3 protein-coding genes are annotated in these 14,061 nt (G+C 65.8%); 2 read left to right on the top strand and 1 reads right to left on the bottom strand.

What is annotated here, in order from left to right:
* Window positions 1–105: 105 nt before the first annotated feature.
* On the bottom strand, window positions 106–5,604 hold the full coding sequence (locus tag ACWGS8_RS09370) for an alpha-2-macroglobulin family protein (RefSeq protein WP_454580652.1): 5,499 nt from the start codon (window positions 5,602–5,604) through the stop codon (window positions 106–108).
* Window positions 5,605–5,875: 271 nt separating this feature from the next.
* Between ACWGS8_RS09370 and ACWGS8_RS09365 the strand changes: the two genes are divergently transcribed.
* Window positions 5,876–7,804 (top strand): autotransporter assembly complex protein TamA, encoded by a 1,929-nt coding sequence (locus ACWGS8_RS09365; RefSeq protein ID WP_454580651.1) that lies wholly within the window; start codon window positions 5,876–5,878, stop codon window positions 7,802–7,804.
* A 1-nt stretch (window position 7,805) separates the two neighbouring features.
* Window positions 7,806–13,859: a translocation/assembly module TamB domain-containing protein gene (locus ACWGS8_RS09360; protein WP_454580650.1), complete on the top strand. Its 6,054-nt coding sequence runs from the start codon at window positions 7,806–7,808 to the stop codon at window positions 13,857–13,859.
* The last annotated feature ends 202 nt before the right edge of the window (window positions 13,860–14,061 follow it).

Here is a 14,061-nt window from a genome sequence, read left to right as displayed (position 1 = left end):
GCTGCCCCTCATCCGCCTGCCGGCACCTTCTCCCCGCATAGTGACGGGGAGAAGGGAACTGTCGTCTGCGCCATCGCCATTTGCATGATCGTCACCAACGGCGCCTTACGGCGCCTTGATCTCCATCATGCCGGTGGCGGTGCGGGCCGAGTATTGCGGCCGGTACATGTCCTCCACCGTCGCCGCCGGATGGGCGTAGGTGCCCGGCGTCACGGCGCGCACGACATAGGCGAGCGTCAGATTGTGGTCGTGATCGCCGTCGGCCGGGTTGAACGCCGCGACGAAACGGTCGTCGCGGAATTCGAGATGAGCCGCGTCGGTCTGCGCCAGCCAGGAGAAGTTCGTCAATTGCGCGCTGGAGACCAGGCCGGGATTGTCGATCGCGAAGCCGGCCGGCAAAAGGTCGGTGACCAGCAGGCGTGAGGGCCAGCTGTTCTGTTCGGTGACCTTGAGCACGACGACATAGCGCTCGTTCTGGGTTGCCTCCGTCACATTGGCTTCGGTGCCGTCGAGCTTGTAGTAGGTACGGCTGATGGTGAAGCCGTCGCCGCCGGCCGGCAACGGCTGGATCGGCGACGCCACGGTGGTGACGACGGCCTGCAGCGGGGTCTTGCCGGTGTTGGCGATTTCGAGCGGACTGTCGAACAGTTCGGAGCCGTTGACCTGGTTGGAGTAGCCGCCCGAATGCGGCGCGCCATTGACGGAGAGCGTGATCGAGTCATTGCCCTCCTTCAGCGCGCGGGCCGCCAGCAGCATCCAGGAATCGTCCTGCGTGCTGGTCCAGCGCACTTCGGCGCGTTGCCTGGTCACCAGCTTGATCAGCTCCGGCACGACCGACGACACCGGCTTCGATTCCGCCGCCAGCGACAGCATCGCCGCGCCGTCACGCAGCGCCGAGCCGTAGTCGGAGCGGTACCAGTCGTATTCGGTGCTCGATTTGGCGAGCTCCAGCGCGGTCTTGAACGTCGCCTCCGAACGCTGGGTGTCGCCGTAGAGCGCAAGGCTTGCTGCCAGCTGGGCAACGGCCATCGGGCTCGAGAAGGCTTCGAGCTGGGTGTCAGCATAATAGCGCAGATCGCCGATCGAGGCCTTCTTGTTGCGGGCCAGGACGTAGAGGGCGTAGGCGATCTCGCTGCCGCGGTCCTGTACGCTCTGGTCGTAGCCGAGCGAGTTCTGCAGATTGCTCAGCGCCTGGTTCATGGCCTGCGCCGGCACGTCGTATTTCTGCTCGCGCGCCCTGGTCAGGAACTCGCTGACATAGGCGTCGAGCCACAGATCGCCGGAGCCTGGACCCCACAGGCCGAAGCTGCCGCTCGAGGACTGGTAGCTCAGCACCTTGTAGATGGCATCCTGGATACGGCCATGCAGGTTGGGATCGCTTTCCATGCCGATGCCGGACGCCATCTCGTTGACATAGAGAAGCGGCATGGCGCGACTGGTGGTCTGCTCGGCGCAACCATAGGGGTAGCGATCGAGCGTCATCAGGAGCGAGGGCACGTCGAAGGCAGCCGTCTGCGAAACGCCGACGCTGACGGAAGCGCCTTCGAGCAGGCTTGCCGCAAGCAGTTCCTTGTCGACGCGCAGCGCACCGCCATTGCCCTTGAGGTCGACCACAAGGCGCGTGGTGACCGGCAATTGCGCCGGGCGCACCGGCACATAGAGCGTCTGCTCGACCTTGGTGCCGTCGGCGTGCGCCAGCTTGATGGTGAGCGAGGCATTGCCCGGCGTCTTGGCGATCAGCGGCACGGTCAGCGTCTGGCGCTTGCCCTGGGCGAGCGTCAGTTTCTGGGGCAGGGGCTTTTCGCCGGTCGACAGGTCGCCCGTCGTGTCGATCGAGAAGGCATAGTCACCGGCCGGGCCGTCGGTGTCGGCCACGTCAAGCCGCATCACGGCGTTGTCGCCGGGCGCCAGGAAGCGCGGCAGGCCGGCGGTGATGACCACGGGATCGCGCACGATCACGTCCGACTGGGCATGGCCGACCGCTTCCTTGGTCCAGGCGACAGCCATGACGCGCACGGTGCCGTTGAACTGCGGGATGTCGAAGTCGATCCGAGCCTTGCCGTCGGCGTCGAGCTGGACCGGGCCGGAGAAGAAGGCGACCAGCTTTTCGGTGGGCGGGCTGCCTTGAGCCTGCATGTTGGCGCCGTCACCGCCGGTCCTGAGCTTGCCGGTGGTGCCGAGCGAGCCGTCGATCAAGCGGCCATAGATGTCGCGGATCTCCATGCCCAGCATGCGCTGGCCGAAGAACCAGTTCTCCGGGTCCGGCGCCTTGTAGTTGGTCAGGTTGAGGATGCCGACATCGACGGCGGCGACCATGACATAGGCGTTGGTGCCCGGCTGCACGCCGGCCACGGAAACCGGGATCGACAACTGCTGGCGCGGCACGGTCTTGTCCGGCGGTGTCAGCGTGACCGCGAGTTTCCTGGCGCCCGGATCGACCTTCAGCCATTTCAAGCCGATGGCGCGGGCCGGCATGCGCGTTTCCTGCGCATCGCCGGGCCGGAACAGGGTGGCCGTGACATAGGCGCCGGCGCCCCAGTCGTCACCGACCGGAATGTCCACGGTGCTGCCGCCTGCCGGCACGGCCGCCGTGATGGTCTTCAACAGCTTGTCGGAACCGATGTTGATCAGAAGTTCGCCGGCGAAATGCGGCGAGACCTTCAGCTTGGCCACTTCGCCCGCGGTATAATTGTCCTTGTCGAGGGCGATCTCCAGCCCATCGGGCGTCTCGGTGGTTGTCGAGGCGACATACCAGCCGGCGTCGAACTCATAGCTTGTGGCCGGACCCTCGGGATCGGAAGTCTCGACCTCGAGCCGGTACTGGCCCCAGTCGACTGGCACGGAGACGGTGGCGTCGCCATCGGCGCCGAGGTCGATCTGGCCATTGGCGATCGACTTGGTGAAGGTGACCGGCTCGTAGCTCCACGAATTGTTGGATCGGTACCACTGGTAATTGCGTTCGACCTTGACCAGCGTCCACTGCGCGCCTTTCAGCGCCTCGCGCTTGCCGTCGGGAGCGACCGCGATCAGGCTGAACTTGGCGGTGCCGCCCTGCGGCACCTCGTCGTCGGCGAAGTCCGGACGGATGCCGATCATATGGCCTTGCGGGCGGATGCCGATGTCGAGCGAGCGCTCGATGGCGCGGCCGCCGGTTTCGCGCATGCGCACCGTCACCTTGCCGTTGACCAGCTTGGTGGTCGAGGGCAACTGGTCGACTGTAACGGGGAAGCTCGCCTTGCCGTCATCGCCGACCACCGGCAGGTTGGTCAGCGGCGTGACGGTGGGTTCCGCCGACTGCTCGTCGGCGAGGCCGAAGGAAAAGTTGGGGAAGCGGTCCCAGTCGCGTGCCGTCGACAGCGTCAGTTCGCCTTCCAGCGCCAGACCCGCCGCCGGCGCGCCATAGAGGAAGCGGCCGTCAATGTTGATGTTGGCGGTTTCGCCGCGTTCGATTTCCTGCTTGTCGGCCTTCATGTCGAATTCGATGCGATCCGGCACGAAATCCTCGACCAGGAACATCTGTGTGGCGACCGCCGGCTGCTTCGGATCGGTGTGGATCGACACCGACCAGGTGCCGCGCATGGCGTTGGGTTCGAGCGGCAGGTCGACGGCATGGCCGCCGGCCGAAGCGCCTTCGCTGACGATGCGGCGGTCCTCGACGCCGTCGGGGCGCGAGAATATGAAGGTCAGCGGCAGGTTCTCGACCGCCTTGGCGGCGCCATCGCGGGCAAGGGCCGCGACATGGACATCCTCGCCGGCGCGGTAGATGCCGCGCTCGGTCCAGGCATAGACGTCGAGCGCGCCGGGCGCCGCGCGCCCGGTGACACCGCGGTCCGACAGGTCGAAGCCGGCCTTGGACATGTCGAGGAAGACGAAATCATTGTCGCCCTGCTTGGCCATCAGCACGGCCGGCACCATGCCGCCGTCGCCGCGCGTCAGGCCGGGATTGAAGACGGCGTGGCCGTCGGCATCCGACGTCGCGGTGCCGAGAACCTCGTTGTTCCTGGCAACCAGCGTCAGTTCGGCGCCGGCGATCGGCTTGGCCGAGCCCAGCGAACGGGCAAAGACGTTGAGCCCGTCCTGGCCGGTATAGGTCGACAGGCCGATGTCGGAGACGACGAACCACTGGGTGGCCATCGAATTGTAGTCGTCGGCCTTGCCGTCGACGGCCTGTGCGGTCAGCACATAGACGCCGGGCTTGCGCTGCGGCAGCGCTTCGTCGACCGGGAAGGAAGTGGTGACCTCCTTGTTGAGGTCGTTGACGATGTCGAGCTTGCCCTGCCAGACCGGCGCGCCCATCTGCTCGGAAATGTTGGAAATGTCATAGCCGTCGAGCTGGTGCAGGAACTGGTAGCCCGACAGGAGCTGCGCCAGCGAGCGGTCGCCGATGCGATAGAGCTTCATCTCGGCGGCGTTCATGTTGACGGTGACGACCGGAATGCCACGGCGCGCGCCGGCCGGCAGCACGAAGCTGTCGCCGGTGAAGCGGGCGGACGGGGCGCGGTCCTGTACATAGATCGACAGCACCACGGGCGCGGCGGTCACTTCGCCGATGGCCGCCGGCAGGCCGGCGCGGAAGGTGACGTCGTAGTGCTGACCGTGTTCGAGCCCTTCGACGCAGATTTGCTTGTCCTTGGCCTCAACGCCCTTCGGCGGCGCATTGTCGACGGTGACGAACTGCGCGTAGTCGACGCCGGTCTTGACCAGTTCCTCGGAGAATTGCGCGCAGATGCGGGGCGCGCTGGTGTCGGCGTCGACGCTGTGGTCGACGACTCGGAAGCCCTTGCGGGCCTTGAGATCAGCATAGTCGGCCTGGACGGCCGGCGACGTGACGAGCGCAAGGCTCGCCTCATAGGCCTGCAGGGCCGGACGGTAGAGATCGCGCTTGTCGAGGCCGGCGCCAAGCAGCGCCAGCGCGTCCGCGCGGGTCTTGGTCGTGCGCAGCAGCTTATAGGCGTTGAAGGCGGCGGAAGTGCCGTTCATCGGCAAGGTCGACGCTTCGGAGGTGTTGGTGGCGGGCTGCACGGCCAGCGTTTCACGCGCCAGATTGAGCCAGAGATGGCCATCATCGGGCATCACCGAGACCGCGGCCTCGTATTTGCGCATGGCGGAGCGATGGTCGCCGGTCAGCACGGCCTGTTCGGCCGAGTTGATCAGGGCGGCCATGCCTTCGGTCGGCTTGTCGAAGGCCGGGCCAAGCAGCCTGTTGCGGTACTGCTGAGCCTGGTCGGCCATCCAGTTGGGGAAGAAGGTCAGTTCCGGCGGCGCGCCGATATCGGGATCGCCGTCAATGTTGACGACCTTGCCGGCGACCGCGCCGTTGAACGGTTTCAGCTGGTTGTAGTCGGATTTGAGAAAGCACCATTTGGCCTTGGTGTTGTAGGTGAAGGCGCGGCAGGCCGGATCGCCCAGGCATGTCGTCTTGCACTGGTCGAGGGTGACATTCTGGTCGGATCTGAGATCAAAGCCGAAATAGTCGGAATTGTCCGTCGTTGCGATTCGCCGGGCCTCGGCCGCCTGCGCGACACCATTCCAGGCCAAGACATTGGCCCAGGCGAAGAAGAGAAGGATCAGGATCGACAGACCACGAGCCGCGCGCATTGCCATAACACCCTCCAGACAATTGCAGACGTCCAGGCATGTTCAAGCTTCAGTCAAGCTTGTCAACGCAGGACGCGGCAGGGTTCCGCCTGCCAACGGTTTCCTTTCCGGCCGATGACCGGTAGTACCTCCATAGGACAGGGGATCACGCATTCTTGCGGCGACGCAAAAGGTGTGAATTCCAAGCCCGTCCTATTTCAGACAATTGGATTGTGGCCCCTTTACGAGCGCTTCAGAACTTCATTCCAATTTTAGTTTTGTAACCTAGGTTGTCTTAATGCCGGCGCATGAAGAGCAGATGTCAGGGGGGACCGCGCCAGGGCGCGTGCTTCCGCGCGCCCTGCTTTTGGCCATGATATGCGCGACCGCGCTGGTTGCCGAATCAAGGCCTGCGGCCGCTTTCGAGCTTTTCGGTATCAAGCTGTGGGGATCGTCCAGCGACGAGGACGCCGATATCGTCGATCCGCTGCGCTATGCCGTGACCATCACCGCGCCCGATGCCGACAAGGATCTGGTCAAGAAACTCGAAAACGCCTCGGCGCTGAAGGGCGACGAGGACCGGCCGGTCTCGGGTTCGCTCGGACTGATGGCCAAGGCGCGCAGCGACCGTGAACAATTGGTCGCCGCCCTTTTTGCCGATGCCCGCTACGAGGGCGTGGTCACCATCACCATCGACGGCAAGCCGCTCGACGAACTGCCGCCAGACGCCGAATTCAAGGGTCCGCAGCCCATTCCGGTGGCGATCAATATCGCGGTCGGCCCGAAATTCACCCTCGGCACTATCAGGCTGGAAGGCGACGCGGCGGGGCTGATGAGCGCCGACTATGGCCTGATATCAGGCGGCGACGCCGGGTCGGGCGCGGTGCTCAAGGCCGAGGCGCTGATCGTGCGGACGCTGAAGGAGCAGGGCAGGCCGCTGGCTGAGGTGACCGACCGGCGGATCGTCGCCGACCACGCCACCTCGACGCTGGATGTGACGCTGACGGTCGCGGCCGGGCCGGTCGCCGGCTATGGCGCGACGACGGTGGAGGGCACCGAGAAGGTCGATCGCGACTTCACCGAATACATGACCGGGCTGAAGCGCGGCAAGCAGTATTCGCCGCAGGAGATCAGCGACGCGCGCGACCGGCTGCTGGCGCTGGAGGTCTTCAACAGCGTCACCTTCAAGGAAGCCGACAAGCTCGACGCCGACGGCAACATTCCGATCGGCGTCCAGGTCAGCGAGCGCAAGCCGCGCTATTTCGGCCTGGGCGGCACCTTCTCGAACACCGAGGGCCTCGGCCTGGAAGGCTATTGGGGACACCGCAACCTGTTTGGCCACGCCGAAAAGCTGCGCATTGATGGCGCCATCAGCGGCATCGGCAGCAACAATCTGTCCGATCTGAACTACAATGCCGGCATCATGTTCGAGAAACCCGGCGTCATCGGGCCGACGTCGAAGTTCTTTGCCAGCTTCAAGACGGTACTCGAGCATCCGGATGCGTATGACCATTTCTCGGTCAAGGGCAGCACCGGCCTGTCCTACGAACTCGACAAGAGGCAGACCGTGTCGGCGGAAGTGGCGCTCGACTATTCCAGGATCACGGATGCGTTCGGCAAACACACCTACCTGATCGCCAGTGTTCCGCTGCAATATGTCTACGACAACAGGGATAGCAGGCTGAACCCGACAGGGGGCTTCCGGGTGCTGGCCTATGCCGAGCCGAGCTACGACATATTGAGCGGGGCCGCCTTCCTCAAGCTGAAGGGCGAGGGATCGGCCTATCAGTCGCTGGATACGGCCTCGAAATTCGTGCTGGCCGAGCGTGTCGCCGTCGGATCGATCGTCGGCACCGGGCTGCAGAACGTTCCGGCCGACCGGCGTTTCTACTCCGGCGGTGGCGGTTCGGTGCGTGGTTATGCCTATCAGGGCATCGGCCCGAAAGACTTCACCGGCCAGCCGATCGGCGGCCTGTCCTTCTTCGAAACCTCGGTCGAAATGCGCATAGCCGTCACCGATACGATCGGTATCGTGCCGTTCGTCGATGCCGGCACGGTGTCGACGAAGTCGGTTCCCAACTTCTCCGACGTCAAGGTCGGCGCCGGCGTCGGCCTGCGCTACGTCACGCCGTTCGGGCCGCTGCGCATCGACGCGGCCGTGCCGCTCAACCGCGATCCCAGCGACCCGCATTTCGGCATCTATGCCGGCATCGGGCAGGCGTTCTGACATGAAGACGGTGTGGCGCATCCTTCGCATTGTCCTCTACACGCTGCTCATCGTGGTCGCGGGCGCGATTGGCGCGCTCATTGTCCTGACCAAGACCGAGCGCGGCCGCGACAATCTCGCCGGCATCATTTCGCGGCTGGCCTCCAGCGACGACCGCAAGATCACGGTCAGTGGCATTGACGGCATCTGGTCGGGCGCGCTCAGCGTCGATCATGTCGTGCTGGAAGACCGCGAGGGCGCCTGGCTGGTGGCACGCAAGGTCGCCGTCGACTGGTCGCCGTTTGCGCTTTTGTCGAAGAGCTTCAGTGCCGACCGGATCGCTGCCGAACGCATCGAACTCGCACGCCTGCCGGTGGCCGGCACGCAGCCGCCGGCGCAGGGCGGCACGGCGACGCTGCCGGTTGCCATCGACATCAGGGAGATCGACCTGCCGGAAATCGCGCTGGGCCAGCAACTGGCCGGCAGCGGCATCGCCGAACTCGCCGCCAAGGGGATGCTCAAGGCCGACGCCGCGCCGCTCGCGGTCGAGACGGTGCTCAACGTCACCCGCCATGACGGCAAGCAAGGCAAAGTCGACGCCAAGATCCACTTCGCGCCGGCCGACGACAGGCTCGACCTCGACCTCAAGGCTTCCGAGCCGGCGGGCGGCATCATCGCCAATCTGCTCAAGCTGCCCGATACGCCGCCGGTCGACATAGCGGTCTCGGGCACGGGACCGCTGGCCAACTGGAACGGCATCGCCACGTTCATGGTCGACGGCAAGATCGTCACGCAACTGACGGGCCGTCATCAACTCACCGACAAGGGCAATCATGTCGAGGCCAAGGGCGACGGCGAGTTCGCGCCATTCCTGCCGCAAAATCTGCGATCGCTGTTTGCCGGCAAGACCAGCTTCGACGTCTCTGGCGCCACGACATCGGCGGGCGGCATCAGCGTCGACCGGGCCAGCATCGAAAGCGACGCCATCCATGGCACCGCGACCGGCATCGCCGATCCGGCCGGCGCCAGCGATCTGTCGGTTGAGATTGCCGCCAAAAGCGCGCCGGTGCAGATCACAGTAGGAAGTGCGGCGCAACCAATCACCGTTGCGATCAGGAACGCCACCGCCCGCGCCTTTGGCGACGGCCGAGCGCCGATCGTCGACATCGGTGCCTCGCTGGCTTCGGTGGTGGCGGGCGGCACCCAGCTCAACGATATTTCGGCACAGATCCATTCCGACGGCTTCGACATCCAGAACCGCGCCGGGCCGGTCGCCGTCAAGCTGACGGCGGGCGGGCTGAAGACCGACGTGGCGACGCTGGCGCCGCTGGTCACCGGCAAGGTCGATGTCGACCTGGCGGGATCGCTGAGCAAGGACGCGATCGCCATCGACCAGGGCACGCTGCGCTCCGATGCGCTCAATGCCTCGCTGACCATGACGGTGGCGCTTGCGGACCTGTCGATGAAGCTGAAGATGAATGCCGATGCGGTGTCGACCGCCTTGCCGCCGCAGATCAGCTCGGTGCTCGGCGCGCGGGTGAAGTTCTCGGCCGCCGCGACGCGCGATCCGCAAGGGGCCTTTGCCGCCAATTCGATCTCGTTGACCTCCGGCACGCTCAGCGCAAGCGGCACCGCCAGCGCGCAAGGCACCGACATCCAGGCCGACATCAAGGGCACGCTGGGCGACGTTTCGGTGCTGTCGCCCATGGTCGGCGTGCCGGTCGCCGGCGGCGTCAATTTCGCCCTTTCAGCAAGCGGCGCCAGGACGGCGCCGGACTTCACCATCTCCGCCGACAGCGACAGCCTGACCGCCTCGGGCCACACGGTGAAAGCGATCAAGCTGACGGCAAGCGGCAAGGCCGACATAGCGAGCCCCTCGGCCGATGTCTCGCTTACAGGCGCGGTCAACGACCAGCCGCTCGACATCAAGGCGGCGCTGGTGACCAGCGAGGGCAAGCGCTCGATCAACGGTTTTCTGGTCTCGCTGGGCGACAACAAGGTTTCCGGCGACCTGGCGCTCGATGACAAGCTCATGCCGCTCGGCACGCTGACGCTCGCCGCACCGGCGATCGACCAGCTGGCGGCACTCGCCGGCCAGGCGGTGACTGGCGACATCAACGGCACCATCCTTTTCGCCAAGGACGGCGACGCCCCCTCTGTCACCATCGATGCGAAAAGCACGTCGGTCGCGCGTGGCGAAGTGACGGCCAAGACGATCGCCGTCAACGCACTGATTGCCAACTATCTCAGGGCGCCGGCGATCTCGGGCACCATCAAGGCGGACAGCGTCACTTCGGGCGCCACCGAAATCAGCGGCATCGGCGTCGACCTGAAGCGCGACGGCGACTGGACCAATTTCACCGGCGGCGCCACGATTGCGGGCATTCCGGCGACCGCCGCCGGCCGGGTCAAGATCGCTGAGGGCACCACCAGCGTCGAGATCGCCTCGGGCGAAGCCACGGTTCGCGGCATCAAGGCGGCAATCGCTGAAACCTCGACGCTGAGCATCGCCAATGGCACGACCAGCATCGAAAAACTGGCGCTTGATGTCGGTGGCGGTTCGGTGATGCTGTCGGGCACCGCCAGCCAGACGCTTGATCTCGCGGCACAGTTCTCCGCGCTGCCGGCGGCCCTGGCCAATGATTTTGCGCCCGGGCTCGATGCGGCGGGTACGCTCGGCGGCGCCGCGCAGGTGACCGGCTCGCCATCCGCTCCCGAAGTTCGGTTCAACGCGCAGCTTGCCGGCGTCGAAACCAGCCAGACCCGCCAGGCCGGGCTCGGGCCGCTCGCGGTCGATGCGGCCGGCGTCTATACCGTGGCCGGCGGCGTCGCCCTCGACCATGCGACGCTGTCCGGCGACAAGATTTCTGGCACCGCCGCCGGCACCATCAATCCGAACGGCGCCAGCGATTTTGCCCTCGACCTTACATCGTCGGGACCAAGCCTGCCGCTGACGGTCGGCAGCGCCGCGAGCCCCGTGATGATCGAGATCCGGTCCTTGTCGGCGAAGGTGGCGGGCGAGAGCACGCAGGCCCGCCTGGACGTCTCCGCGATCCTGCCGTCAGTCACCACCAACCCGGCGAAGGTGGACGGGCTTGTCCTGGCACTGCACTCGGATGCGTTCGATCTCAAGAACCGCGCTGGACCGGTTTCCGGCACGATGTCAGTGGACAAGGTCGGTCTTGACAATGCTGTCGTCGCGCCGCTGATCGCCGGCAAGGTGACGGCCGCGCTGAACGCCCGGCTGACGTCGGACGGCGTCGCCATCGACAGCGGCTCGCTCAAGAGCGATGCGCTGAACAGCCAGGTCGCCGGCCTGGTGTCGTTGCGCGATGGCGCCATCGACCTCAAGCTGAGTGCGGATGCCCCGTCATCGGCCTTGCCAGCGGCGGCGCGCGGCGTGCTTGGCGAACGCGCGCAGATCAGCGCCACGCTGAAGCGCGACCCCAATGGCGGCATCAATGTCGACGGGCTGAAGCTGGTCTCGGGCGGATTGACCGCGCAGGGGCAAGCGGGCCTTGCCGACAACAAGCTGGCCGCGGATATCACCGGCGCCCTTGCCGATATCTCGCCGCTGTCGAAGGACGCCAAGGGCGCCATTGCCTTTGCGCTGAACGCACAGGGACCCGCCATCGCACCCGATCTGTCGCTGACGGTCAACAGCGATCGGCTTCTGGTGGCGGAGCGCGAGATCACCGGGCTGAAGCTCACCGCCACGGGCAAGGCGGATGCCGCCAACCCGGCGGCGAACGTGCAACTGACCGGCAATGTCGCGGGACAGGCCTTGCAAGGCAGCGCGGTGCTGGCGACGGCGGACGGCAAGAGCGCCATCAACGGCCTGCTGCTGTCGCTGGGCAAGAACAAGATCTCGGGCGATCTGGCGCTTGATGAAAAATTCGTGCCTGAAGGGACGATCTCGCTCGACCTGCCCGATATCGGCCCGCTCGCCGCGCTGGCGCTGGAAAAGGCGGAGGGCGACGTGCGTGGCACGATCGCCTTCACGAAGAACGGTGCCGCACCGCAGGTCGCCATCAAGGCGGCCACCGCCTCGATCACGCGCGGCGATCTCCAGGCGAAAGCGGTTTCCATCGATGCGCTGATCGCCAATTATCTCGCCGCGCCGGTCATCTCGGGCAAGATCCGCGCCAACACCGTAACGTCGGGCGGCACCGTGATCAGCGGCATCGATGTCGATCTGAAACGTGACGGCGACTGGACCGGCTTTTCCGGTGGCGCCACGGTCAAGGGTATTCCGGCCAAGGCCGCCGGCCGCGTGAAGGTGGCCAATGGCACGACCACCATCGAACTCGCTTCCGGCCAGGCGACCGTCCAGGGCATCAAGGCGGCCATCGCCCAGGCTTCGACGATCAGTATCGCCAACGGCACGACGACGCTGGACCGGCTGGTGCTCAACCTTGGCGGAGGCACGGCGACGGTGACCGGCAAGGTCGGGCAAGCGCTCGACATCAATGCGGCGCTGGCGAAGGTGCCGATGTCGCTCGCCAACGGTTTCTCGCCGGGTCTCGATGCCGCCGGTTCGATTTCCGGCACGGTGAAGGTGACCGGTGCGCCGGCGAGCCCTTCCGTAGCCTTCAATATAGAAGCGGCCGGCGTCCAGACGTCGCAGACCCGAGGCGCCGGTGTCGGCGCGGTCGGCGTTTCCTCCTCCGGTACCTTTGCCGGCAACAAGCTGACCTTCAACGCCAATGTCAGCGATGGCGCGGGCCTCGGCCTCAAGGGCGGCGGCACGGTGACGACGGCGGGCACGCCGGCGCTGGTGCTCGACTTCAATGGCGCAGTGCCGTTCGGCATGCTCAGCCAGAAGCTTGCCGCGCAGGGCCTGGCGCTGACGGGAACGGCCAACGTCAACGTCCAGGTGCGTGGTCCGGCGACATCGCCCGTCATCGGCGGCAGCGTCAATACTTCCGGTGCACGGCTGGTCGACGCCCGCTCGGGCCTTGCCGTCAACGATCTGGCGGCCGACGTCTCGATCGGCGGCGGCGTCGCCAGGATCAACCGGCTGACCGGAACATTGTCGACGCGCGGCAGCCTGTCGGCCAACGGCACGGTCGGCATCAACCCGGCGCAAGGTTTTCCGGCCGACCTGTCGATCAAGCTCACCGACGGCCGCTATACGGACGGACGCGTGGTGACCGCCAATCTCGGCGGCGACCTGACGATCAAGGGGCCGCTGGTATCGGCACCGGCGATTTCCGGCACCGTCAATCTCGCCAAGACCGTCATCACGGTTCCCGACAAGTTGCCGGGCTCGCTCTCGGCGCTCGACGTCAAGCACAAGAACGCGCCCGCCGCCGTCAGGGCGCAGGACCAGGCGCTGCGCCCGGCCACGACGTCAGGCAAGAGCGGCGGAAGCGGGCTAGCGCTTGACGTCACCGTCAATGCGCCGAACCAGATCTTCATCCAGGGCAGGGGCGTCGATGCCGAACTGGGCGGCTCGCTCAGGCTGACCGGCCCGGCCTCGTCGCCGCAGGCGGTCGGCACCTTCACCTTGCAGCGGGGCCGGCTGTCGATCCTGGGCAAGCGGCTGACCTTCACCGAGGGCACGGTCGGTTTCTCCGGCTCGCTGGTGCCCTACCTCAACCTGACGGCGACCACGACCACGACCAGCGCCACCGTCACCATCGTGGTGTCGGGCGAGGCGACCAATCCGAAATTCACCTTCTCCTCGGTGCCGGCGCTACCGGAGGACGAGGTGCTGGCACAATTGATCTTCGGCCGGTCCATGTCGAACCTGTCGCCGCTGCAGATCGCGCAACTGGCGGAAGCGGCCGGGCAACTGGCCGGCGTCGGCGGCTCGACGTCGCTGCTGGAGAATCTGCGCAGCGCCATCGGCGTCGACGATCTCGACGTTACCACCGACGACAAGGGCGGCACGGCGGTCTCCGCCGGCAAATACCTCAACGACCGCACCTATGTGACCATCCAGAAGGGCGACAAGCCCGGTTCGGGCAAGGCGACCATCGACCTCAATGTCGGGCGTGGCGTCAAGTTGCGCGGCGAGGCGACGGACGCCGGCGAGGCCAAGGGCGGCATCTTCTACGAAAAGGAATATTGAGGCCCTGGCCCTCATCATGGCCGGGACTGGCGCTGTCGTAACCCGTGCCAATGTCTCATTTTAATCGTCCTGCGCAGATTTTGGCGGAATCTGGGCGCACTAGCAATTTTGCGTCAAGACTGTCGCTATCACGCGTACCGCTCCCTTTTCAAAGTTGCACATTCGCAGCATGTTCCCAATCCAAGCTGTCTTTGACATCATG

It is taken from the genome of Mesorhizobium sp. 43Arga (assembly GCF_053714255.1).
Note: the sequence above shows the minus strand (reverse complement) of the source record. Positions and strands in the feature narration are given on the sequence as shown.